Source organism: Vibrio sp. 397 (assembly GCF_033339395.1).
GTDB classification, from domain to species: Bacteria; Pseudomonadota; Gammaproteobacteria; order Enterobacterales; family Vibrionaceae; genus Vibrio; species Vibrio alginolyticus.
Window position 1 is genome coordinate 369809 of the sequence record NZ_JAWOUN010000004.1, and the last position, 25117, is coordinate 394925.

23 protein-coding genes and 1 other RNA gene are annotated in these 25117 nt (G+C 44.6%); 13 read left to right on the forward strand and 11 right to left on the reverse strand.

What is annotated here, in order from left to right:
• Positions 1-157 precede the first annotated feature (157 nt).
• From ygfZ to R7P36_RS09455, 3 genes are all read left to right on the forward strand, one after another.
• Positions 158-1126 (forward strand): tRNA-modifying protein YgfZ, encoded by a 969-nt coding sequence (gene ygfZ, locus R7P36_RS09445; RefSeq protein WP_025768842.1) that lies wholly within the window; start codon positions 158-160, stop codon positions 1124-1126.
• On the forward strand, positions 1119-1592 hold the full coding sequence (locus R7P36_RS09450) for an aminoacyl-tRNA deacylase (RefSeq protein ID WP_213899295.1): 474 nt from the start codon (positions 1119-1121) through the stop codon (positions 1590-1592). The genes ygfZ and R7P36_RS09450 overlap by 8 nt, the downstream gene beginning before the upstream one ends.
• A gap of 639 nt (positions 1593-2231) precedes the next feature.
• Positions 2232-2438, forward strand: a complete 207-nt coding sequence (locus tag R7P36_RS09455; RefSeq protein ID WP_005380970.1) for a DUF1107 domain-containing protein — start codon at positions 2232-2234, stop codon at positions 2436-2438.
• Positions 2439-2503: 65 nt separating this feature from the next.
• Here the strand turns inward: R7P36_RS09455 and R7P36_RS09460 are convergent, their stop codons facing one another.
• From R7P36_RS09460 to R7P36_RS09470, 3 genes are read right to left on the reverse strand one after another with little or no spacing between them, the layout of a single operon-like run.
• Positions 2504-3712: an FAD-dependent 2-octaprenylphenol hydroxylase gene (locus tag R7P36_RS09460; RefSeq protein ID WP_213899243.1), complete on the reverse strand. Its 1209-nt coding sequence runs from the start codon at positions 3710-3712 to the stop codon at positions 2504-2506.
• A 31-nt stretch (positions 3713-3743) separates the two neighbouring features.
• Positions 3744-4922, reverse strand: a complete 1179-nt coding sequence (ubiH, locus tag R7P36_RS09465) for a 2-octaprenyl-6-methoxyphenyl hydroxylase (protein ID WP_005380974.1) — start codon at positions 4920-4922, stop codon at positions 3744-3746.
• A gap of 23 nt (positions 4923-4945) precedes the next feature.
• A complete protein-coding gene (locus R7P36_RS09470) occupies positions 4946-5524 on the reverse strand; it encodes a YecA family protein (protein ID WP_033907447.1) in 579 nt (192 codons plus the stop codon).
• Between the two features lie 249 nt (positions 5525-5773).
• Here R7P36_RS09470 and R7P36_RS09475 point away from each other — a divergent pair, with 249 nt between their 5' ends.
• From R7P36_RS09475 to serA, 5 genes are all read left to right on the forward strand, one after another.
• A complete protein-coding gene (locus R7P36_RS09475; protein ID WP_005384553.1) occupies positions 5774-6082 on the forward strand; it encodes a cell division protein ZapA in 309 nt (102 codons plus the stop codon).
• Between the two features lie 8 nt (positions 6083-6090).
• Positions 6091-6275: non-coding RNA, 6S RNA (gene ssrS, locus R7P36_RS09480), on the forward strand.
• A gap of 5 nt (positions 6276-6280) precedes the next feature.
• Positions 6281-6880 (forward strand): 5-formyltetrahydrofolate cyclo-ligase, encoded by a 600-nt coding sequence (locus R7P36_RS09485; RefSeq protein WP_005384552.1) that lies wholly within the window; start codon positions 6281-6283, stop codon positions 6878-6880.
• Positions 6881-6933: 53 nt separating this feature from the next.
• On the forward strand, positions 6934-7590 hold the full coding sequence (rpiA, locus tag R7P36_RS09490) for a ribose-5-phosphate isomerase RpiA (RefSeq protein WP_005380982.1): 657 nt from the start codon (positions 6934-6936) through the stop codon (positions 7588-7590).
• Between the two features lie 274 nt (positions 7591-7864).
• Positions 7865-9097: a phosphoglycerate dehydrogenase gene (serA, locus tag R7P36_RS09495; protein ID WP_017821632.1), complete on the forward strand. Its 1233-nt coding sequence runs from the start codon at positions 7865-7867 to the stop codon at positions 9095-9097.
• Positions 9098-9168: 71 nt separating this feature from the next.
• On the opposite strand, the gene R7P36_RS09500 is transcribed toward serA, so the two are convergent.
• Both R7P36_RS09500 and R7P36_RS09505 read right to left on the reverse strand, forming a co-directional pair.
• On the reverse strand, positions 9169-9861 hold the full coding sequence (locus tag R7P36_RS09500) for an oxidative stress defense protein (protein WP_042521284.1): 693 nt from the start codon (positions 9859-9861) through the stop codon (positions 9169-9171).
• 207 nt (positions 9862-10068) lie between these two features.
• Complete coding sequence (locus tag R7P36_RS09505) at positions 10069-10965, reverse strand: LysR family transcriptional regulator ArgP (RefSeq protein WP_005380990.1); 897 nt, start codon at positions 10963-10965, stop codon at positions 10069-10071.
• Between the two features lie 147 nt (positions 10966-11112).
• Between R7P36_RS09505 and R7P36_RS09510 the strand changes: the two genes are divergently transcribed.
• Both R7P36_RS09510 and R7P36_RS09515 read left to right on the forward strand, forming a co-directional pair.
• On the forward strand, positions 11113-11742 hold the full coding sequence (locus R7P36_RS09510) for a LysE/ArgO family amino acid transporter (protein ID WP_213899242.1): 630 nt from the start codon (positions 11113-11115) through the stop codon (positions 11740-11742).
• A gap of 26 nt (positions 11743-11768) precedes the next feature.
• Positions 11769-12251, forward strand: a complete 483-nt coding sequence (locus tag R7P36_RS09515; RefSeq protein WP_318122105.1) for a YbaK/EbsC family protein — start codon at positions 11769-11771, stop codon at positions 12249-12251.
• Between the two features lie 47 nt (positions 12252-12298).
• Here the strand turns inward: R7P36_RS09515 and mscS are convergent, their stop codons facing one another.
• The 5 genes from mscS to R7P36_RS09540 form a co-directional block, all read right to left on the reverse strand.
• The gene (gene mscS, locus R7P36_RS09520; RefSeq protein ID WP_005384548.1) at positions 12299-13165 is read right to left on the reverse strand and encodes a small-conductance mechanosensitive channel MscS; all 867 of its coding nucleotides are present in this window, start codon (positions 13163-13165) and stop codon (positions 12299-12301) included.
• 425 nt (positions 13166-13590) lie between these two features.
• A complete protein-coding gene (gene fbaA, locus R7P36_RS09525) occupies positions 13591-14667 on the reverse strand; it encodes a class II fructose-bisphosphate aldolase (protein WP_005380996.1) in 1077 nt (358 codons plus the stop codon).
• A gap of 154 nt (positions 14668-14821) precedes the next feature.
• Positions 14822-15982 (reverse strand): phosphoglycerate kinase, encoded by a 1161-nt coding sequence (locus tag R7P36_RS09530; protein WP_005384547.1) that lies wholly within the window; start codon positions 15980-15982, stop codon positions 14822-14824.
• A gap of 151 nt (positions 15983-16133) precedes the next feature.
• Complete coding sequence (gene epd / locus R7P36_RS09535) at positions 16134-17171, reverse strand: erythrose-4-phosphate dehydrogenase (protein WP_005384545.1); 1038 nt, start codon at positions 17169-17171, stop codon at positions 16134-16136.
• A 135-nt stretch (positions 17172-17306) separates the two neighbouring features.
• On the reverse strand, positions 17307-19265 hold the full coding sequence (locus tag R7P36_RS09540) for a ligand-gated channel protein (RefSeq protein WP_005380999.1): 1959 nt from the start codon (positions 19263-19265) through the stop codon (positions 17307-17309).
• A 140-nt stretch (positions 19266-19405) separates the two neighbouring features.
• Here R7P36_RS09540 and R7P36_RS09545 point away from each other — a divergent pair, with 140 nt between their 5' ends.
• A complete protein-coding gene (locus R7P36_RS09545; protein WP_017633561.1) occupies positions 19406-20299 on the forward strand; it encodes a LysR family transcriptional regulator in 894 nt (297 codons plus the stop codon).
• A gap of 91 nt (positions 20300-20390) precedes the next feature.
• Here the strand turns inward: R7P36_RS09545 and tkt are convergent, their stop codons facing one another.
• Positions 20391-22385 carry a transketolase gene (gene tkt, locus R7P36_RS09550; RefSeq protein ID WP_005381028.1) on the reverse strand — a complete coding sequence of 665 codons (1995 nt, stop codon included), beginning with the start codon at positions 22383-22385 and terminating at the stop codon, positions 20391-20393.
• A 315-nt stretch (positions 22386-22700) separates the two neighbouring features.
• On the opposite strand from tkt, the gene metK reads away from it, so the two are divergent.
• Together metK and R7P36_RS09560 are read left to right on the forward strand one after the other, a co-directional pair.
• Positions 22701-23855: a methionine adenosyltransferase gene (gene metK / locus R7P36_RS09555; protein WP_005381027.1), complete on the forward strand. Its 1155-nt coding sequence runs from the start codon at positions 22701-22703 to the stop codon at positions 23853-23855.
• A gap of 402 nt (positions 23856-24257) precedes the next feature.
• A complete protein-coding gene (locus R7P36_RS09560; RefSeq protein ID WP_005381026.1) occupies positions 24258-25055 on the forward strand; it encodes a DUF2189 domain-containing protein in 798 nt (265 codons plus the stop codon).
• Positions 25056-25117: the final 62 nt, after the last annotated feature.

Sequence of the window (25117 nt, forward strand, 5' to 3'; positions counted from 1 at the left end):
TGCGGAGTGTAACAAGGGATGTGCTACGTCACTAGTGTGCGGGTCACAATACGATAGTGAAAGCAGACAAATGTTGATTCGTAAATCGCTCCCCTAGTATCTCAAGGTTATTTGGGTATAACATAGCGGAAAAATATCTTCAAAAGGCATTGTAATTATGGAATGGCAAACTCGTTTTTCAGCATTACCTCTCTCAACTCAAGACGCACTTCCAGAGTTATCTATCTCACTGCTGGATAACTTCGGCATGATCACCATGATCGGTGACGATAAAAAATCATACTTACAAGGTCAGGTTACCTGCGATGTTGTTTCTTTAGAACAAGACCAATCAACACTGGGCGCACATTGTGATGCGAAAGGCAAAGTGTGGAGCGTGTTCCGCCTTTTCCATCATCATGATGGCTACGGCATGATCCAACCAAAATCGGCGATTGACGTAGAACTTAGTGAAATAAAGAAATACGCCATTTTCTCTAAAGTAACGATTGAAGCTTCTGATGACGTTATCTTAGGTGTCGCTGGCGTCAAAGCCGACGAATTCATTTCAACAATGAGCAAGACAACTGGCAGCGTTCGCCCAGTTGACGGTGGTACAGCAGTGCAAGTTGCACAAGATCGCTGGTTACTGATATTAAGTGCGCCAGAAGCACAGCAAATCGTTGAAACTACCGACGCTGTCTTTACGACAAATGAGCTTTGGAATCGTTTTGATATTGAAGCAGGTTTACCATTTGTCTCTGCATCCGCGCAGAATGCTCACATTCCACAAGCACTTAACGTGCAAGCTTTAGGAGGCATAAGCTTCACAAAGGGCTGCTACACGGGACAAGAAACGGTAGCACGAGCGAAGTATCGCGGTACCAATAAACGTGCGATGTATATCGTAAAAGGTGCAACTTCTGCTCCATTCAGTGACGAACCAATTGAGCTCGAACGCAGCGTAGGTGAAAACTGGCGTTCAGTAGGTGCTTTATTAAATCACTACCAGTTCAGTGACAATCACGCGATTGGCCTGATCGTGCTGCCTAATAATCTCGATGAGGACACTCGTCTTCGTTTGGTTGCGCAACCAGAATGTGAATGGACAATCGAATCACTGCCTTACAGTCTTGATGATGAGTAATACAATCAATACTCCTTTGATGCAATTTCTCACAGACCAACACATTCCGTTTCGTCTGTTACCGCATCAAAGACCAGCAACCACCATTGAGGATGCCGCGCACCAACGCGGCATTCGCCCTTCTCAAATGGTGAAAGCAATCTTGCTACGAGACATGGATAATCAATATGCACTCGCCTGTGCGCCAGGTGATCGTAGCGTTGATCCCAAAAAAGTGCGCTCGTTACTGAAATGTCGCCGGATGACTTGTGTTGATCAAGCCGATGTTGAGTCCATCACTGGTTACAAAATTGGTACTGTCACTCCTCTGCTACTCAAACTTCATATGCCAATCGTATTCGATCCTAGCTTATTAGAAGAACAGGAAGTCACGATCAGCAGTGGCGATCGAATGGCAGGGTTGGCGCTTTCTATTCAAGATCTTATCCAATTGTGTCAGCCGACCGTAGCTGAGATCTGTCGTTAATCGTCTAAAAACAATGTAATGACACGTAGTGTTTCTATCACTGCGTGATCTCGCTCATATCTACAAAAATAGACATGAGAATTTTTAATCACATATAAAACATAAATAGTCACAAAGATAAAACTCGTATATGCTGAATTTGTTGGTTAAGTTTCAAACAAGCACTTAACCAATATAAAGTGAGTCAGCTAGCTGAGTGACAGCATTCATGCAGTTAGTTATCCACTTTTGTGTAATGCATCTGTGACTATTCGCCCGCTGAAGCGGGCTTTTTTTTACGTGGAACTTTTTCTCTTTCATTTCCTCTAATCGTTAGAACATAAAGTGTGTTGCGCGAGGCACGACCTTAATAGAAACAACTAGCAAACAACCGTTTTCGTTCTATTCTTAATTCTGTAACAAAACTATTGCTTAATGCGTCACGTAAAAAGGAGTGTATTGGCGTAAGGGTTCCTTTAGAGAGGTCATTTTTGGGGTAATCCTCACGCTATTTAAGAGATGACACTGTCAAATTGTCTAAGACAACACAATTCTCTGACGCAACACCCTACATCTGTATTTAATACTATTGCTGTCACAATAATTTTCGCGTCCAGAACGTAGAATACCTAGGCTAGGTTAGATAAAAGGAAAGTAAATATGAGACTGTTTAAGCGCTATACACCAAGTATGATTGCTAAACATATAAGTCGTCTTTTTAAAGGAAGAATTTATATTTACGGGGTCGGTAGATTCGAGTTTGATAACGGTAAGTTAATACTGCCGGAGAAAGCAGAGCAACGCCATTTCCGAGCAGTCAAAGAGATCAATCAAGAAATAATGAAACTCCGATGCGCATATGCTTAGCAAAATGTTGATAAAACAAAGGCTGGATTAACCAGCCTTTTGTGTATTTGAAGTTCGCTTTGCACTTACTGACGCGCCAGATCCGGCAAGTGTCCCTTTAAACCAAGCGCGCGCTTCATGATCTCATCTTTCGCTCCCGGCAGTTGCCCCGCTAAACTTAAGCCAATGCCACGAACTAGCTTCTTAGCTGGGTTCTCGCCAGAGAACAAATCTCGAAACCCTTGCATAGTAGCGATCATCTTTGCCGCTTCCGCTTTTCGCCAACGCTCGTAGCTTCTTAGGTTGCGTTTACTGCCGATATCTTGACCCTGCTTCCAAAGTGCTAATACTTCTTGAGCAAGACTGGCCGCATCTAATAAACCTAAATTCACACCCTGCCCCGCTAATGGGTGAATGGTATGAGCTGCATCACCAACCAGCGCGACTCGCTCGACGACAAAATCTCGCGCATAGCGCATTTTCAAAGGAAACGCAGCACGCTCTCCCACTACTTCACATAGACCAAGTCGAGCATCAAACTCACTCGTCAACGCTTTATTGAAATCATGTTCACTCATTGCCACTAACTGCTCTGCTCGATTTGGCTCCGTGGACCAAACAATAGAGCACATATCTGGTTGCGACATTGGCAAAAATGCCAACGGTCCGTGAGGAGTAAATATCTGGCGCGTAATGCTGTTGTGTGGCATAGCAGTTTTGACATTCGCGACCAAAGCATGATGACCATAGTCCCAATGCGTTAATGGAATATCCATTTGATGGCGAAGCCACGAATTCGCCCCATCGGCTCCGACCACTAATTTAGCGGTCATGGCTTGGCCATTATCGAGCGTCAGCCAGCTTTCTTGCTCACCGACCGCGAGAGTCGCGCAACGTGCAGGCATAAACATAGTGACGTTATCGAGCTTTTGGACTTGTTCAAGCAGCGCAAGTTGAATCACACGATTCTCAACAATATGCCCTAAATCAGGTTGTGCCATACTTTGTGCATTAAATTCAATGCTGGCAAAGCTATCTTGTTCCCATACTTCCATGCCATGGTAAGGCGAAGCTCGGCGCTGTTCTATGCCCTGCCAAGCACCAAGTTTACGCAAAATCGTCTCACTAGAGCGGCTCAGCGCAGACACACGAACATCGGGTAATTCTTTCAACGAATCATCTGGCACTTTACCTTCAATAACGGCGACACGCAGATCACTGTCTTTGAACGCGGCAGCAAGTGCCAACCCAACCATCCCTCCGCCGATGATGGCGATATCTACACTTTGCATCATTGCTTTTTATTACCTAATTCAGTGCGGCCGTTCATCGTTTTACCAAGCCAAGTGTATGGCGTAGTAGCGGCTGCTTAAAAATAGAAAGGTTATCCATCGCTGCTAAGGCAGTATTTCGGCCAATTCGCATCGCGGGTAAATCATTTGAAAAAACATGCACTAAGGCACTGGTTAGCCAAATAGTTTCGCTTCGATCTGCTTCTCTACGTTGACTAAAGCGCATCAGGCCTTGATAAAGACCCACATCCTCACTTTGCTGCACAATTTCTTCTGCTAGTGAGACTACATCGCGAATACCGAGATTAAAGCCTTGTCCAGCTATCGGGTGCAGCGTTTGCGCCGCATTTCCAACAATCGCAAAGCGATGTGAAATATTTTGCTTTCGATGGCGAAGAAGCAATGGGTAACTTGCACGGCGCCCCACTTTTTTCATCGCGCCTAAACGCCAACCAAAATCGTTCTGTAAACGCTGGAGAAATGCTTGATCAGATAACTCAAGAACGGCTTGGGCTTCTTCAGGGTGCAAACACCAAACTAAGGACATTCGATTGTCACTCATTGGCAATAAAGCAACAGGGCCATTCTCAGTAAAACGTTCAAAGGCTCTACCTTGATGAGGTTCTTGAGTCACAATATTGGCAATGACAGCCACTTGTTCAAAATCTTGCTCAGAAAGTTCTAGACCAATTTTCTGACAACAGGTCGAAACAGCACCATCTGCAGCCACCAGCAGTTTTGCTTCAAGTTGCTCACCACTTTTCAACGTCACATGGGTACAGTTTTGCTCACGCTCGATATCGGTAACGGAGTCAGGACAAAACAGCGTAATTGACTCGCTACTGTCTAATAATTCTTGATATACACGCCCAACATCGGCTAATTCTACAACATACCCTAGAGCTTCAACCCCAACCTCTTGCTTGGTAATCTCCGTCATCCCAGCATGAGAACGGTCAGAAACGTGGATATGTTCAATGGGTGTGACAAACGGTTCTACTGACGTCCAGAGCTGTAGTTGACGCAACAGATTGACAGTACCGTAAGACAATGCGATTGAGCGAGAGTCAAAACCAGGGTGCATATCTGATTGTGCTTTAAAAGGCTCAACGACTGCAATGCGGAGCTTTCCCTGAGACAAATGGTCAATCGCCAATGCTAACGTTGCACCAGCCATGGCACCACCAGCAATGACTACATCATATTGCTTCATACTAACCTCTGGACAGTCTACGATTAGTGAATAGTAGGTTTTTTGTCGCTGCTTTCAGGACGAACACCAAATTCAGCATGAATTGTTAGTACGCAAGCTTTGATGTGCTCAATCACTTGCTCTAGCAATTGCGCTTGTTCACCAAGATCGTCATCTTCATCGATGCCTAATTTGGCAATCTCTTCTAAGTCAGCCAGTGCTTCTTTAGCGTCATCAGATGCTTTATTAAGAGCAACGCCTGCTAGACCTAACCCAGAAATAAAGTGGTTTACAAAGTCGGACACACTGTCGGCTAATGCGAATAAGCCTTCTTCGCCCGGCTCATCTGGCAATAATAAAGACAGCTCCATCGACGTGCCAGTTAGTTCATTGACAGTAACAGTGAATACGCTTTGAGCAAAAGCTAGCGCGGTAGAAGGCCAACCCATACCATCATTGGTGTAGTCAAACAGAATAGGCTGCCAAGTTTGATCATTAATCGCCAATCCACCACTTAACATGCCGACAAATAAGCCATGTAACTCCGCCGGTGTTACTGCTAGGCTTGCAGATTGCAGTTCAGCAGCAATAGATTGGTATTCAGGAAGGGTGATTTCACTCATAACTTGGCTCATTCTTGCGTAATAATGTATTGGTATATCCTACCATCAAGGTTAGTGGTCTGAAACGGCTATCAAATTCAATTTTGGACAGCATTTGTTCAATTTGCCCAATTCCTGTGTGATCTCGTCATCATTTCTCTTTCTGTGATGGGAAATGCTTGAATCTTAATAGCGGTTTTCCTATAGTTTGCTCCTCGGTAGTTGTATGAAGCAACACCTTAGATAGCGCGAATATAGAGTTTATTCATCATGAGCAATCAAGCGATCGACGTTGAAATATTAGGCAAACTTACACGAGTGAATTGTCCGACAGGACAAGAAGAGTCTCTTGTTGCAGCGGCAAAAGATCTGGATCGCCGATTGAAAGAAATGAGCGAACGTACTAAGGTAACCAATGAAATCCAACTGCTGACCTTTGCTGCATTGAATATTTGCTATGAGTTGCACACCAAGTCATACGAATCCAATGGTCAACAGCAAGAAATTACTGAGCGAATGGAAAAGCTCACCGCGTCTTTAGAGAACGCACTAAGCAAAGTTACGCAAGGACAGCAGTAAATACAAAATTTACCCTGGGGTGTGCGTCAGCAGGATTTAAGTCCCTGAGCCGATAAGCAATACCTAAGGGTTAGTATTTGGTAACTATTGAGCAAGCTCGGCATGCACCGAGAAGCCTACGGTTGTCATTGCTGATCCGCCTTGAACCAGCTGGTTCAAGGGCCACAATCCTCAACGGCACCCTGGGGTATTCTCTCTATGTCAGACCTCTCTCGACAAGACTTCCGCAAACTGATTCGTGAAAAGCGCAACGCTCTGTGCAGTGATACACAATACCAAGCGGGAATCGACCTTATTACTCAATTTTCCCAACTTCCTGAAATCGATCAGGCGCAACATATTGCCATCTACCTTTCTGCAGACGGTGAGCTTGATACTAAACCGCTCATTGAATGGTTATGGCAACAGGGAAAATCGGTTTATCTGCCCGTCATCCATCCCTTTTCTAAAGGTCAGTTACTGTTTCTTCAGTATATAAGTGATGAACAGCTCGTCTACAACAAGTACGGCATCTTAGAGCCCAAGCTCGATATCAGACACCTCAAACCCGTTCGCCAGCTTGATTTAATCTGCACGCCTTTAGTTGGGTTCGACAGTATCGGACACCGCTTAGGCATGGGCGGAGGGTACTACGATCGTACTCTGTCACGTTGGTTTATAACTGGAGAGGGTGCTAAACCTGTCGGTATCGCTCATGACTGCCAACATGTAGAACGCTTACCAATTGAAAGCTGGGATATTCCATTACCTAAGATCGTGACCCCAAGCCAAATATGGCAATGGGAAAGTGACAAGTAAGCCGCTATAATCACGCCCGCAAACGTTAACGAACATCTATTCAGGAGATTGGCATGACTCAAGATGAAATGAAAAAAGCGGCTGGTTGGGCAGCACTAAAATATGTTGAGAAAGGCAGCATTGTCGGTGTTGGTACTGGCTCTACCGTGAATCACTTCATCGATGCACTAGGCACTATCAAAGATGATATTAAAGGTGCAGTGTCTAGCTCTGTCGCTTCAACTGAGCGCCTTAAAGAGCTTGGTATTGAAGTATACGAGTGTAACGATGTAATGAAGCTGGATGTGTATGTTGATGGCGCAGATGAGATCAACCCAGCACGTGAAATGATCAAAGGCGGCGGCGCGGCTCTGACTCGTGAGAAAATTGTCGCAGCAATCTCTGATAAGTTCGTATGTATCGTTGACGGCACTAAAGCAGTTGACGTACTTGGCCAGTTCCCATTGCCTGTTGAAGTAATCCCAATGGCACGCTCTTACGTGGCTCGTGAATTGGTAAAACTAGGTGGTGATCCAGCTTACCGTGAAGGCGTTGTGACTGACAACGGCAACGTGATTCTGGATGTGCACAATATGCAAATTACCAACCCGAAAGAAATGGAAGACAAAATAAACGGCATCGCTGGTGTGGTGACTGTGGGTCTTTTCGCTCATCGTGGTGCAGACGTAGTGATCACTGGCACACCAGAAGGTGCAAAAATTGAAGAATAAATAACAGCCCAAAATGAACCTATCTGGTTCACTTTTCTGTTATTTCATTACATACGGTGCTGAAAGGCACCGTTTTTTATTCCTTTCTATAAGAAAATTATCTCTTATTCCGTAATTTTCTTACCCAAAGCAATTTTTTTTTGTTACTTTATTGAACAGAAGACGCACAGGGAAACGTTTGTCTTCCTACAAAACTGTTAATTATCCCCTTTTTAATAGTTTTGTCCAATGTGCGCCACATTAGCCCACCTTTCCATTTTAAGGACGAGAAAAAATGGCCAAAGTTTCACTGGAAAAAGAAAAGATTAAGATCCTCTTGTTAGAGGGACTCCACCCTTCTTCAGTTGAAGTTCTTCAAGCAGCTGGTTATACCAACATTGAATACCATAAAGGTTCCCTTCCGGAAGAAGAACTAATTGAAGCGGTAAAAGACGTGCACTTCATTGGTATCCGCTCCCGTACGAACCTATCCGAAGAGGTAATCAATGCGGCTAACAAGCTGGTTGCAATTGGCTGTTTTTGTATTGGTACTAACCAAGTAAACCTAGATGCAGCAGCAAAACGCGGTATTCCTGTCTTTAATGCACCATTCTCTAACACTCGAAGCGTGGCAGAGCTTGTACTTGGGCAAATCCTTTTACTAGTGCGTGGTATTCCTGAAAAGAATGCACTTGCACATCGCGGTATTTGGAAGAAAAGTGCAGACAACTCTTACGAAGCTCGTGGTAAGTGCCTTGGCATTATCGGATACGGTCACATTGGTACGCAGCTTGGTATTATTGCCGAAAACTTAGGTATGCGCGTTTACTACTACGATATTGAGAACAAACTGTCCCTTGGTAATGCGACGCAAGTACATACCATGAGTGAACTATTGAACAAATGTGATGTGATTTCTTTGCACGTTCCCGAAACACCGGAAACGAAAAACATGATGGGTGAAGCTGAATTTGCTCGAATGAAACCAGGTTCCATCTTTATCAACGCGGCACGTGGCACCGTTGTGGATATTCCTGCACTTTGCCATAGCTTAGAAGCTGGTCACCTTGCCGGCGCTGCAATTGATGTATTCCCAACTGAACCAAAAACAAATGCTGACCCGTTCGAGTCTCCTTTACAAAAATTCGATAACGTCATTCTCACTCCACACGTTGGTGGTTCAACGCAAGAAGCACAAGAGAATATCGGCTTAGAAGTGGCGGGCAAACTGGCTAAGTACTCTGATAACGGATCGACACTTTCAAGCGTAAACTTCCCTGAAGTGTCATTGCCAGAACACAGTGGTGAGTGCTCTCGTCTGCTTCATATCCACAAGAACCGTCCTGGTATCCTAACTCAGATCAACACCATCTTTGCTGAAGAAGGCATTAACATTGCCGCGCAGTACCTACAAACAGCCGCTGAAATAGGCTACGTAGTGATCGACGTTGAAACTGAACGAGCAGAAGAAGCTCTAACAAAGCTCAAAAACATTGAAGGCACAATCCGTGCTCGTATCCTTCACTAAACAGTGAAACAGAAACGACAAAGGCAGGGGTTATGACTCCCTGCCTTTTGCTTTTTACTGTTTGCTAAGCCTTACTTTAGCTTATAAATGACATCGACTTGATCGCGAATGATCATAGTTGAATCTTGGTAGCTATTCGCTCCTTCTTTACTATCCATCGCCATTGAACGCATTAACACAGGCTGAACGTGCATCTGTCTGTAATTGATCTGCCATACATCGCCCAACTTTTTCTCAAAACCAGTCGCTAATGACCCTGCTTTTTCTCTTGCGTCCTTAATCGCAGCCATTCGTGCCTTTTGCTGATACTCGACTTGGTTGCTTACCTTAAGTTGAATATTATCAACCTGATTAATTCCCGCTTCTAACGCCATATCTAGGTATTGGTTAAGGTTTTTCAGATCCGTCACCGTGACATCAATACTGCGAGATGCTCGATACCCAACAAGTTCTGCTTTTCCTGATTTAGGGTAATGGTACTGAGGAGCAAGGTATAAATTCGAGCTAGTAATATTGTCTTTTGACAAGCCGGCATCCGACAAGCTTTTTAGAAACTCTTCAACGGTTTTATCTACGGACAATTTCGCTTGTTCGGCCGTCATTGTCGTATCGACTACTTTTACAGAAAACGTAGCCATATCAGGTGTGGCCGTCACTTCGCCATACCCCGTTGTCGTAACATGAGCAAACTCTGGCGTATTCGCCAAAACTGAAGCACTGGTAAGGCTGAGTGCTGAAGCCAGCAAAAATGAATACAATTTCATTCAATAAATCCATCCATACAAAATTAAGTACTTAATCTCAGATTCCAACATCACTATCATGGCTGAGAAAGCGTGTGGTTTCATAATAGAAACTTCCGCCGATTATCCAAGCACCCATAGTGACTTCTAACACAACTTTGACTATGTAACATTGGCGTAATTTTTAAACAAAACACACTAAGTTAACGATATGCAGCTCTGACAAACTTATTGAGGTAGATGCTGCTGCGCATACCCCACTATTGCGTGTGAGATTTCTTGTAATACCCCAGTTTCTAACTGCCAGTGGTGCCAATAAATCCGATGGGACATTAAAAAACCTGGAGTCACATCAACCAACACACCTCTGTCTAATTCGTCGGTAATTTGCAAGCGGGGGATCAAGCAATAAGCAACACCAGCTAACGCCACTTTTAGAAACGCTTCAGAACTACTGATGTTGTGATGAATAACGCTGTCAGGATTGACGTTAAAATGCTCGGTAAGAAATGTTTTATGTAGATCATCATATTGGTCATATGAAACGGCCGGTGCTTTTGCCAATGTCTGATTATTTACGCCTTTAGAAAAATAACGCTGATAGAACTCTGGGCTCGCGACACAAACATAATCGATGCGACCTAAATAGTCTGCTCTGCATCCGGGGATTGGCTGGGACTCCAAGCTGATCGCTCCTGTCACTTCGCCACTTTTGAGTTTTTCAATAGAGCGGTATTCACCATAGATAGTCAGTTTTAGTTCAACTTGACGCTGCTTCATAACATTTTGCAGCGCTGGCAGTAGCCATGTTGCAAGGCTATCTGCATTAGTCGCTAAAGAGAGTTGCACAGGTCGCGTACTGGTATCATTCTTTAGTTCGGGGAGAATTTCATGCTCTAGCAAGCGTACTCGCCGATAAAGACCCAACAATTTTTTACCAATTGGCGTTGGCTTAGGTGGCTGGCTTCGAATTAAAACAGGCTGCGCGAGAAACTTCTCTAACTGCTTGATACGTTGAGAAATGGCGGATTGAGAAACAAATAAATGCTCAGCAGCACGCTCAAAGCTACCCTGATAAACTATAGCGTCTAATGCCTCAATCCATTTGTAATCTAACCCTCGCATACCTTCCCTCTCACTCCAGATCAAACGCCTCCCGTTAAATTAGTCTATCTAATGTAAGATTAAAATCATTAATTACACTTATTTAGATAAACACTTTATCTTTCCCCTTTCTGTAAATGTATTTGTTATTTTGAAGTGAGGTGAAGTGTGAGCTTGTGGGTTCTATTGCAAGGTTTTGGTTTAGGAGCATCAATGATCATTCCGATCGGGGCGCAAAATGCGTATGTTTTGAATCAAGGCATAAAGCGTAACCACCACCTAACAACCGCCACTATTTGTAGCGTGCTAGATATGATTTTCATCTCTCTAGGTATCTTTGGTGGTGGTGCAATTCTGTCTCAAAATGAAATCTTACTGACGTCGGTGACACTTGGTGGTATTGCTTTCTTGAGCTTCTATGGACTGCTCTCGCTAAAAAGTGCTTTTAAGCCAGAGAGTGAATCGGAATCAAAAGGGGAGATCGTAGCTCGAGGTCGTCGAACGGTTATTCTAGGTGCGTTAGCTGTCACTGTGCTTAATCCGCACTTATATTTAGATACAGTCGTTATTCTAGGTTCGATCGGTGGACAATTTGAAGGCCATGATCGCATTGCTTTTGCACTAGGTACGATTATGGCTTCCTTTGTTTGGTTCTACACTTTATCGATAGGAGCAGCCAAACTAGGTCCAACACTCTCTCAACCAAAAGTGAAAAAAAACATCGACATTGCAATCGCAATGATGATGTTCACAATAGCGTATATCTTAGCGAGTGAGCTTATTGATAAGTATTGGTAATCACCAGGTAGTAAGGCAGCAAAGACATGGAGTCACTAAAACATATTTATAACAACAATAGAGAGCGATTCAACGCGCTCTCTATTCCTTTTCGGGAATGGCAGCACGAAGCCATCTTAGACTTTGAGACAGATATACGCATTGCGAGAGAGCTTGGTTGGACGGGTACGCATACCAAAAGCCTCTTTTTAACACTCAAAGGACAAGGTTACGCGGTTTATCTGACAGATAAGGACTCGCGCCTCGATGCCAAGCAGATTAAAGCGATTACAGGTAAACGTCCCTCTATTTGTAATGATGATGAAATGGTCGAAGTGTTAGGTTGCGTACCCGGCGCGGATTGCCCAATAGGCTTACCGGAATACATCACTATCATTGTTGATACCAATCTCTATCAACATCAAGAGTTGCTCTATACGCCTGGCTTACCTGAGTTCACATTTGGATTTGCAGGTAAACATCTAAAACGCCTCTTACTTGCTGGTCATCACACCCTTTACGAAATATAAAAAAGCGAGGCCTATTGGCCTCGCTTTTGAATATCGACTGCTTTTGATTAAGCGTCGACTTTGTTCAGGTGAACATCCATTTGTGGGAATGGAATCTCGATACCATTTTCATCCAATGCTTCTTTAATACCTTGCATTGCATCAAAGTATACGCCCCAGTAATCTGCAGTTTTCACCCATGGACGAACCACAAAGTTAACTGAAGAGTCTGCTAACGTAAGTACACCAATTGTGATATCTGGGTCTTTCAAGATACGTGGATCTTTCTCTAGCGTCTCACGAATCACTTTCTTCGTTAGTTTAAGGTCTGCTTTGTATGAAACACCAATCACTAGGTCGACACGTCGTGTCGCATGGCGAGAGTAGTTAGTAATGGCACCGCCGATAACTGAAGAGTTAGGCACAACAACCATTTTGTTGTCTGGTGTTTTTAGAACGGTTTGGAAGATTTGAATTGCTTCAACACTACCCGCTACACCACCGATTTCTACGTAGTCGCCTGATTTGAATGGACGGAACGCAACAATAAGTACGCCTGCTGCAAAGTTTGATAGTGAACCTTGTAGTGCAAGACCAACAGCAAGACCTGCCGCACCAATCACAGCAACAACAGAAGCGGTTTGAACTCCTAATCGACCAAGAGCCGCGATTAGCACGATTACAAATAGCAAGTAACGAACAAGACCGTGAATAAATTCAACGACGGCCTTATCCATGTTTTTCTTTTCTAGTACTTTAGAAACACTACCAGCGACTGCCTTAACGATAAGATTACCGATAAACAGAATAAGCACCGCAGAGATAATGTTCACACCGTACTGAACCAGTAGATCTGAATTGTTTGTCAGCCAAGTTTCAGCCTGAGTTAGACCATCCGTTAAAGTGGTATCGATACCCACCGATTCACCTGCCATAATTCTTATCCTCAAAAATAAAGAGATATAAATCCAATTGCCGTTAATTTATGAACCTTGTTTTTTAAAGGCTCTTTTCTAAAACAACATCCCTATTGCTCCACTGAACAGTGTCAGATTTTTGGCACAATATCCCAACTCTGACTTTTTTCAAAGTCAGAGTTTCGCAAAGATATGCAAAACAAGACTTTATCAGAGCTTTCTGACACTGACTTGTTACAGGTTACGCAATGCACTCTGATTTCGCCACTCTTAAGACTGATATTCCCATGTTTTCTTTAAAAAAAACGTTAAAGGTGAGATATCTCACTAGCAAATACAACCTAACGCATAAAAATATCGGGAGAAAGCAGAGGGGAAGAAAATGATAGACATAAAAAAACCCGCTCAAAGAGCGGGTTTTTAAGTAACTTAATCAGTAACGATTATAGTACGTCAACTGCGTTAAGGTCAGCAAATGCTTGCTCTAGACGAGTAACCATTGAAGCTTGGCCTGCACGTAGCCATACGCGTGGATCGTAGTACTTCTTGTTTGGTGCATCTTCACCAGTTGGGTTACCGATCTGGCCTTGTAGGTAATCGTGGTTTTCAGCTTCGAACTTACGGATACCATCCCAAGTAGCCCACTGTGTATCAGTATCGATGTTCATTTTGATTACACCGTAGCCGATAGATTCACGAATTTCTTCTAGAGAAGAACCTGAACCGCCGTGGAATACGAAGTTTAGAGAGTTCGCTGGAAGACCGAATTTCTCAGAAACGTGCGCTTGAGAATCACGTAGGATAGTTGGAGTTAGTACAACGTTACCTGGCTTGTATACGCCGTGTACGTTACCGAAAGATGCTGCGATAGTGAAACGGTGGCTGATTGCGCTTAGTTTCTCGTATGCGTATGCAACGTCTTCTGGAGAAGTGTATAGCTCAGACGCATCCATATCAGAGTTGTCAACGCCGTCTTCTTCACCACCAGTACAACCTAGTTCGATTTCTAGAGTCATGTTCATTTTAGCCATGCGCTCTAGGTACTTAGCAGAAATTTCGATGTTCTCTTCTAGAGACTCTTCAGAAAGGTCGATCATGTGAGAAGAGAATAGTGGCTTACCAGTTTGCGCGAAGTACTCTTCACCAGCGTCTAGTAGACCGTCGATCCAAGGAAGTAGTTTCTTAGCTGCGTGGTCAGTGTGTAGGATTACTGGAACACCGTAAGCTTCAGCTACAGCGTGAACGTATTTCGCACCAGCAACAGCACCTAGGATTTGAGCTTCTTGACCTTCAAGTTTTAGACCTTTACCAGCAAAGAAAGCAGCGCCACCGTTAGAGAACTGAACGATAACTGGAGCTTTAACTTTTGCAGCTGCTTCAAGTACTGCGTTTACAGAGTCAGTACCCACACAGTTTACTGCTGGAAGTGCAAAGCTGTTTTCTTTTGCAACTTCAAATACTTTCTGAACGTCATCGCCAGAGATAACACCTGGTTTTACGAAGTCGAAGATCTTAGACATGGATGTAATCCTATTTATCTGTCGTTTTTAAACAAAACTTGTTAAGTTGAAAATCTTGCAAACGTTTGCTCACAACTGAGGCTATTCTAGCAGAGTTCCTCACACGTTGCAGCAAACAAGAAAGCGGGAGAATCACTCCCCCGCTTTGCTTTAATTACTTAGCGCGTGCTTCTAGCATTTCTACTGCTGGAAGAACTTTACCTTCTACGAACTCAAGGAAAGCGCCACCGCCAGTAGAGATGTAAGATACATCCGCTTTGATACCGAACTTGTCGATAGCTGCTAGCGTGTCACCACCGCCTGCAACAGAGAAGCCTTCAGAAGCTGCGATAGCTTCAGAGATACCTTTAGTACCTGCTTCGAAGTTCTTGAATTCGAATACGCCTACTGGACCATTCCATAGGATAGTCTTAGCGTTTTTAAGGATTTCAGCTAGTTCAGCTGTTGAATCTGGACCAAGGTCGAAGATCATGTCGTCGTCTTGTACTTCAGAAACGTGCTTAATTTCAGCTTCTGCGTTCTCGTCGAATGCTTTCGCACATGCAACGTCAGTTGCTACTGGAATTGCACACTCGTCCATTAGCTTCTTAGCTGTTTCAACTAGGTCTGCTTCGTATAGAGACTTACCAACGTTGTGGCCAGCAGCTGCGATGAATGTGTTAGCAATACCACCACCAACAACGAGTTGGTCAGCGATTTTAGATAGAGACTCAAGAACCGTTAGCTTAGTAGAAACTTTTGAACCACCTACGATAGCAACCATTGGACGAGCTGGCTTGTCCATTGCTTTGCCTAGCGCTTCTAGTTCGTTCGCTAGTAGAGGACCAGCACATGCTACGTCTGCGTGCATACCAACGCCGTGAGTAGATGCTTGAGCACGGTGAGCCGTACCGAATGCGTCCATTACGAATACGTCACATAGTGCTGCGTATTTCTTAGATAGCTCTTCGTCGTTTTTCTTTTCGCCTTTGTTGAAGCGAACGTTTTCAAGAACAACAAGTTCACCCGCATTTAGCTCTAGGCCATCTAGGTAGTCTTTTGCTAGCTTCACTTCGCAATCTAGTGCGTCGTTTAGGTAGTTAACAACTGGTTGTAGAGAGAACTCTTCAGCGTATTCACCTTCAGTTGGGCGACCTAGGTGAGACGTAACCATTACTTTAGCGCCTGCTTCTAGGCAGTGCTTAATAGTTGGAAGAGATGCGATGATACGTGCATCCGAAGTTACTTTACCGTCTTTTACTGGCACGTTTAGGTCAGCACGGATAAATACACGTTTACCTGCAAGATCCAGGTCAGTCATCTTGATTACAGACATGATGTGTCCTCTCAAATATTTAATAATTAAAGTTTTTGAAAACTCGGCAACCCTGCCAAGCCTGTTAATTCTTCAAACTGGTTATAGATATGGAGATATTATGGATTTATTTCAAGGCTTGAAATAAAAATTCTCCATCACTTCTTCGTCATTACTGTTCCACTTGCGAAGAAGCTTGCATTGCTAAGGCAGTATCCAGCATCCGGTTAGCAAAGCCCCATTCGTTGTCGCACCAAACGAGCATTTTTACGAGTTGCCCGTTACTCACTCTAGTCTGGCTTCCATCCACAATCGCACTATGGGGGTCGTGGTTAAAGTCGATGGAAACGAGTGGCGATTCAGTATAGTCAACAATGTTACGTAATGTACACTGAGATGCGTTAACAATGGTTTGATTTACGTCATTAACTTTCACATTTGTACTAATTGTGACACTTAAATCCATTGCAGTGACGTTAACCGTTGGAACACGAACAGAAATTGCTTCGAATTTGTTGGAAAATTTCGGGAAGATTCTTTCAATCCCCTTATGCAACTTAGTGTCCACCGGAATAATAGATTGGCTTGCAGCGCGGGTACGGCGTAAGTCGTTATGATACGCATCAATTACTTGTTGATCGTTCATGGACGAATGAATTGTGGTAATGGTGCCAGACTCTATGCCGAAGGCTTCGTCTAATACTTTAATGATGGGAACGATACAGTTGGTGGTGCAAGAGCCATTGGAGACAACACGGTGCTCGTCTTTCAGAGTTTCGTGGTTCACGCCATAGATAATCGTATTATCTAGGTCGTTTGCGCCCGGGTGCGAAAACAGTACTTTCTTAGCGCCAGCTTCTATATGCGCTTGCCCATCCGCTTGCGAACCAAATACGCCAGTGCAATCCAAGACGATATCAACTTCTAAATCACGCCAAGGAAGTAATTCGATTTCGGAGAGATGGAGAATGCGAATGGAATCATATTCACCGCTGTCATGATGAACATGCAAATGTTCTTGGTCATGGGAAATTTTTTTACCAAAGCGACCATGACTGGTGTCATATTGCAGTAGGTGTGCCATCGCCTCTGGCTGTGCTAGTTCGTTTACCGCCACAACCTTGATCTGCTGGTGTTTTCCGCTTTCATACACCGCTCGCAGAACATTACGACCTATACGTCCAAATCCATTGATCGCAACCTTTAGCATTTATCCTTCGCCCTACCAAAAATTTCGTGTCACAGATACTACCTGATCAGGCTGACAAACGCACCTGTTGAATCACAGTAAAGCAGGATTAAAAAAGGTCGAGACTATGCTCGACCTTATTACAACGATAGATAATTAAAATGCGACGTCTAAACCTAACCAGTAGCGACGACCATCTTCAATATATCCGTATTCTTCGTAACTGATTTCCTCGTCCAGCAAGTTATAGATAGCGCCTTTAATACGAGTATTGTCGGTTAACTGGTATGTCACACCGGCGTCCACAAAGGTATAAGCTGGTTCTACGATACTGTTTCTTGATGGGCCAGTAACCGGATCCATTTCTTTACCTCGGTACGTGACTTTCGCCCAGCTCTCTAGATCCGTTGTCGTTTGCCAAGTCACATCCACATTAAACAGATGCTTTGGTAACTGCTGCAGCGGCATGCCTTTGTATTCACCTGTTTTTTGCTCTGAGTCGGTAAATGTGTAGCTCGAGCTAAGGTAAATGGTTTCCGTTAACGGCGATGCTAAGGTCGCTTCAATACCTTGTGTGACGGCTTCATCCACGTTAATACGGTACGTTGGATCTGCTCCCCATTGGTTTGGACCATCAGTACAGATAGTGTCTGGACAAACAACACGTGTGATCTTGTCTTTGAATTCGTTATGGAACGCTGTCAAAGAGACATCTAAGCCAGAATCACCTTGATACAAGACGCTGATTTCTTTGTTTAGCGACGTTTCAGGGTCAAGATCTGGGTTACCGTAGATATTACCGCCACCACTGACTTGCGCCCAGCCAGGAGTAATTTCACGTAATTGTGGAGAACGGAAACCTGTTGCCACACCGCCTTTCACCGTCCAAGACGGATCAACTCGCCATACACCGTAAACACGTGGACTAAAGTGCGCGCCATAGTTTTCGTCATGATCTAGACGACCACCAAGCGTAACGCTAAACGGATCAGCTATTCTCCATTCATCTTCAATGAAAACAGCCCACTGCGTATTCGATGTTTCAGTCTTCGATGACGCTTTGTTGGAGGTGAAATCCTCAAGCTCTGCATGAGTGGCGTCCACACCCGTCGTCAACGTATGGTTTCCGATACCAGTCACCAAGCTCGATTTGAACGTGGTGTTGGTGATCGTCATCTCACGAGATTTGTTCTCGCTCTCTTCTCGCTGTAAGTAAGTATCTGAAATGCCAATCGAATCCCAATCACCGTTGTGGCTTACCGTTACGTAATTACGACGATATTCATTCAGTGAATCTTCACACCCTCCACGACACCCAGTGGTCGGCACTGAAAGGCCCACATTGCCACGACGACTTTGTGCCGACGTGCCTCCTTCTAATTGTACCGAGTGGCGCTCATTAATCTGGTAAGTCAGTTTTGAAGAGATACTCTGCATATCTTTATCTTCATAACCGTATTCGATGTCATCTTCTTCTCTGGTTGTGTACTGACCATATACTTGGAGAGATAAATTTTCAGCCAACGGACCATTAACGAAAAAGTTCGCGCTCTGCTCTCCACCTGAGCGGCTATTCTCTTGTAGTACCGTGCCCAGTTGAACATTACCCGTCCACTCTAACGCATCTTTTCGTGTGATGACGTTAATCACACCACCAATCGCATCAGAACCGTAAAGCGTCGACATTGGGCCGCGAATAACTTCGATTCGCTCAATCGCTTGAAGAGGAGGTAACCAACCTTGTTCGATACCTGGGCCGTCACTATTTGGACGAGTTTCACGCGTGCTTTGACGTTTACCATCGACCAGTATCAAAGTGTATTTAGAACCCATACCACGGATACTAATGTCGGTAGTATCACCACCACCTGTCACGACAACACCTGGCACACTTTTTAGTGCATCAGTCACATCGCGGTAATAACGGGAGTCCAACTCCTCACGTGAAATCACACTAATACTTGCAGGCGCGTCCGCTTGAGATTGCTCGTAGCTTGATGCAGTTACAACCACTGTTTCCATTTTAGAAACTGCATCATTGGCAAAAACATGAGGGACACTGACGAAGGCTAAAATACCAGTTGCGGTAATAACTGGCAGTCTAAGAGTAGACATCTACATCTCCATAATTGATAATGATTATTATTTTCGAAAGTGAATTATTCACAAATAGAATGAGATGCATAGTGAGAGTTATGGAACGGTTCTTTCCATTTATGGAACTCGTACATAACGCAGTAAGGAGTAAAAGAAATATGCACGACTTAGCATCAATTAGAGCCTTTGATGCGCTCAATCAGCATAAAAGTTTGACAGCCGCTGCTAAAGCCCTTAATCAGCCAAAATCAACGCTAAGTCGTCGCTTGGCACAATTAGAAGAAGACTTCGGTCAGGCTCTAACCGCCAGACAAGGTAATCGATTAGTTCTGACAAGAGCTGGAGAAATCTTTGCCCACTACAGCCGCCAGATTCTTGAGTTAAGTGAAGAGAGTTATGATGCACTTCAAGGTTTAACGAACCAAGTTTCAGGGCCACTGCATATTGTTTGTCACACTGCCTTAGTTAGAAGCTGGCTCGGCGGCGTACTCAATCGTTTTCTTGCTGATAATCCCGATGTTAGAGTTCAACTTACCAGTGACTTTTCTGAGGCGCATCACGACCCAGATTTGTTCATCTGGCTCGGTGAACGTAAAGAGCTAGACTGGCGAAAAGAAGTGCTGGGGGTATTTCGCTATACGCCTTTTGCCTCTCCAAATTATCTAAAACAACATGGGCCTATACCGCACCCCAAAGAACTTGAAGCACATCCATGGATCGATTTTGGTTCAGTGCAAGAAAATGGATTGATGCTAGCACACCCTCAACACGGTGAGTTCTTTTTAGAGCCCTTTGTTAGTCGCTTATACAGCGACAACATAGCAATGCAAATAGACAGTATCGCGAATGGTCATGGTATTGGACTGCTGCCGACTTGGACAGCATGCGGCTATGAGAAACATCACCCAGGGCGAATCACACCTTGCTTAGAAGGTTGGCTTTCTGAGCCTATTTCCATTAACTGCTATACACCAGCAGGACGACCACCACTGCGCTTATCCGTACTTTTAGACTGCATTCACCAAAGCATTCCACAAGGTTGGAAAACCTGACAAAAATAAAAAGGCCATCATAATGATGGCCTTTCTAACTTTAGCGTTTAACAATCGTCGTTTACGTTCGACTGTTTAGACGGTCCTGCAATTACGCTAGCAATTCTTTTGCTGTGTTCACTACGTTTTCAGTCGTGAAGCCAAACATCTCGAATAGCTGACCAGCAGGTGCAGATTCACCGAATGTTGTCATACCGATGATGCGACCGTCGAAGCCTACGTACTTGTACCAGAAATCCGCAATGCCCGCTTCAATAGCGATACGTGCCGTTACGTCTGATGGCAGTACAGATTCACGGTAAGCAGCGTCTTGTTTGTCGAATGCGTCTGTTGATGGCATTGAAACAACGCGTACTTTCTTGCCTTCTGAAGTTAGTTGCTCAGCGGCTTTCACTGCAAGCTCAACCTCAGAACCTGTTGCGATAAGGATTAGCTCAGGCTTACCTTCGCTATCTTTCAGGATGTAAGCACCTTTCGCGATGTCTGCGACTTGTTCAGCAGTACGCTCTTGTTGCGCTAGGTTTTGACGAGAGAAGATAAGTGCAGTTGGTGCATCTTTACGTTCAATCGCTAGTTTCCATGCAACTGCAGACTCAACTTGGTCACATGGGCGCCATGTGCTCATGTTTGGAGTTACACGTAGAGACGCCATTTGCTCAACAGGTTGGTGAGTTGGGCCATCTTCGCCAAGACCGATCGAATCATGCGTGTAAACTTGGATGTTCTGAATTTTCATCAGCGCAGCCATACGCATTGCGTTACGAGCGTATTCCATGAACATTAGGAATGTTGCGCCGTAAGGAACGAAACCACCGTGCAATGCGATACCGTTGATGATAGCAGTCATACCGAATTCGCGTACACCGTAGTGGATGTAGTTGCCAGAGAAGTCCTCCGTTTCTAGAGACTTAGAACCAGACCACATGGTCAGGTTAGAAGGCGCTAGGTCAGCAGAACCACCCATAAACTCAGGAAGCATTTGACCAAACGCTTCTAGTGCATTTTGCGATGCTTTACGTGATGCAATGTTCGCTGGGTTTGCTTGAAGATCGGCAATGATTTGGTTCGCTTTTTCTTCCCATTGTGCAGGAAGTTCGCCGTTTAGACGACGTTTAAGCTCTGCCGCTTCAGCAGGGTAAGCTGCAGCGTATGCTTCGAATTTTTCATTCCAAGCTGCTTCTTTCGCGGCGCCCGCTTCTTTTGCATCCCACTCAGCGTAAACATCTGCCGGGATCTCAAATGGGCCGTACTCCCAACCTAGGTATTCGCGAGCCGCTTGGATTTCATCGTGACCTAGTGGTGCACCGTGACAGTCGTGCGAACCAGACTTGTTAGGAGAACCGAAACCGATAATTGTTTTGGTACAGATAAGCGTAGGACGTGGGTCCGCTTTTGCTGCTTCAATTGCTGCGTTGATCGCGTCTGAGTCGTGACCATCGACTGCTGGGATTACATGCCAGCCGTACGCTTCAAAACGCTTAGGTGTATCGTCAGAGAACCAACCTTCAACGTGACCGTCGATAGAGATGCCGTTGTCATCCCAGAATGCAATCAGCTTGCCTAGACCAAGAGTACCTGCAAGAGAGCATGCTTCATGCGAGATGCCTTCCATTAGACAGCCGTCACCCATGAACACATACGTAAAGTGGTCAACGATATCGTGACCTTCTTTGTTGAACTGTGCCGCTAGTGCTTTCTCTGCGATCGCCATACCAACAGCGTTAGTGATGCCTTGACCTAGAGGACCCGTTGTTGTCTCGATACCAGGCGCGTAGCCGTACTCTGGGTGACCTGGGGTTTTTGAGTGCAATTGACGGAAGTTTTTCAGATCGTCAATAGATAGCTCGTAACCGCTTAAGTGCAGTAGAGAGTAAATAAGCATTGACCCATGACCGTTTGACAGCACAAAGCGATCGCGGTCGGCCCACTCTGGGTTTGAAGGGTTATGGTTTAGGTGAGAGCGCCAAAGAACTTCAGCGATATCAGCCATACCCATTGGTGCGCCTGGGTGGCCTGAGTTAGCTTGTTGAACACCATCCATGCTTAGAGCACGAATTGCATTGGCAAGATGTTTACGAGACGACATGTCTGCTCCTGAGTACATTAAGCGAAACGAAAAGTAGGTCATAATTCTCTCAAAGCCCTGTTGGGTGTGCAAACGTTTTCCAGTCCAAAACCTCACAAATATTGCACCTTTCGCGCCAAATCGTTCGAAGTTCTTAAAATTATCAATAAATCAGGCAAACGTTTGGTTATAACAAAAACCAAAAAAGAGCTTGTAATTCGAGCAATCAAATTTAGAATAGACGTCTAGATGTAGATACACCTACAAAAATTAGTATTAATTTGCGCTGGAGAGTTTATCATTCCCCAGTTTTAAACCAGATATAGTGGAGCTAACATGGCTAAGCACCTGTTTACTTCTGAGTCAGTATCAGAAGGTCATCCAGATAAAATTGCAGACCAGATTTCTGATGCGGTTCTTGACGCGATTCTAGAGCAAGATCCAAAGGCTCGTGTTGCATGTGAGACTTACGTTAAAACCGGTATGGTAATGGTGGGTGGTGAAATCACGACTTCAGCATGGGTAGACATCGAAGAGTTAACTCGTGAAACCGTTCGTGAAATCGGCTACGTACATTCAGATATGGGCTTTGACGCAGATTCTTGTGCGGTACTAAACACAATCGGTAAACAGTCGCCAGATATCAACCAAGGTGTTGATAAAGCTGACCCTAAAGAACAAGGTGCAGGCGACCAAGGCATCATGTTTGGTTACGCTTGTAACGAAACTGAAGTACTAATGCCAGCGCCAATTACTTACTCTCACCGTCTTGTTCAAAAGCAAGCAGAAGTTCGTAAAAACGGCACACTACCTTGGTTGCGTCCTGATGCAAAATCTCAGGTAACATTCCAATACGATCAAGGTAACATCGTTGGTATCGACGCGGTTGTTCTTTCAACTCAACACTGTGACTCAATCTCAACTTCAGACCTGCGTGAAGCGGTAATGGAAGAGATCATTAAGCCAGTGCTACCTTCTGAGTGGATCAACAAAGAAACAAACTTCTTCATTAACCCAACCGGTCGCTTCGTAATCGGTGGTCCTATGGGTGACTGTGGCCTAACTGGTCGTAAGATCATCGTAGATACCTACGGCGGCGCAGCTCGTCACGGTGGCGGTGCGTTTTCTGGTAAAGATCCATCAAAAGTTGACCGTAGTGCAGCATACGCAGCACGCTACGTAGCGAAAAACATCGTAGCGGCAGGCATGGCTGACCGTTGTGAGATCCAACTTTCTTACGCAATCGGTGTTGCTGATCCAACGTCTATCATGGTGGAAACGTTCGGTACTGAGAAAGTATCTCACGACATCATCATTGAAGCGGTTCGTCAATTCTTCGACCTACGTCCATACGGTCTACAAGAAATGCTTAACCTTCTTCAACCTATCTACAAGAAGACAGCGGCTTACGGTCACTTCGGTCGTGAAGAATTCCCGTGGGAAGCGACAGACAAAGCTGCACTTCTACGCGATTTCGCTGGCATCAAATAATCAAGCCAAGCAAGAATCAATCAAGCCCTCGCCTATGGCGGGGGCTTTTTATTTTCAGCAACTTTTATCCAGCCATTTCGGCTCATACCGCCCTGCCCCACAAAGCAGTCCTGTTTCTCCCTCATTTTTATACCGAATAAATTTTAAGCAATTATTTGTAAATTATCCCATCTCCGCCAATAGTTAAAATATTGTTAACTCCAATTTAAATAGAGACGTCGGATGCTGGCGACTGTGGAAGCAACACTTAAGTAAAGACATGAGTCAGGCATCTTTATGGCCGATACCAAACTAAGCCAATGCTCAGATGTAAACTTGAAAAAGTCGCTTCAAGTTTGACTGAACAAAAACCGCTGTCAGTTGGTATAAGCGGATAATGTGGGAATAAATCAAGGAGGAGTTATGCCTCGAACTGTTAATCCATCGGACTTCCACAACAAACGAAAGGAAGTGCCAGACAACGAATACGCCAGAACCATACCGTGCAATACGGTCAATCTTTCTGCACCTTTTCATTGGCTCGCATTAGGTCTGCATGATTTCGTGCGAATGCCGCTTATTAGTGCTTTCTATGGCATCTGTTTTATGGCTGCTGCGATAGGCATTGTTTTGCTCGTACAGTGGCAAGGCACACACTTAGTCGTCATGCCCAGTTTGATTGTTTACATGTTAATCGGTCCGTTTCTCGCGCTGGGCTTGTATGATGCCAGTTGGGAGAGAGAGCGCGGACACAAAGCAAGCTTGTTCCATTCAATGAAAGCGATCGGTCGTAACTCAACATCTCAATGGGCGTTCGCCGTGTTACTCGCAGTGTGTATGATATTTTGGATGCGCATTGCCGCTCTACTTCATGCACTCTACCCTTCTGTTCAAGGGGCACCTTTAAGTGAGTTCCTACCCTTCCTTGTCATCGGCTCTTTAGTTGGCTTTGTTTTGGCTTGTGTGGTGTTTAGCATTTCAGCCTTTTCTATTCCTCTCATGATGGAGCGTCGTGTAGACATGATGACCGCTGTATTTACCAGCTTTAATGCAGTGAAATCCAACATTCCAGCAATGATTGTTTGGGCAGCGATCATCTGTGGCGGTATTCTTATCGGCTTTGCGACCTACGGGATCGGAATGTTGTTTACCATGCCAATTCTAGGCTACGGTACATGGCACGCTTACCATGCCACCATCAAGAAAAAACACACACCATAATTAACTGATGCTATGATCTGGCCCTCGCAAATGCGGGGGCTTTTTTATTTAATTTATCGAGG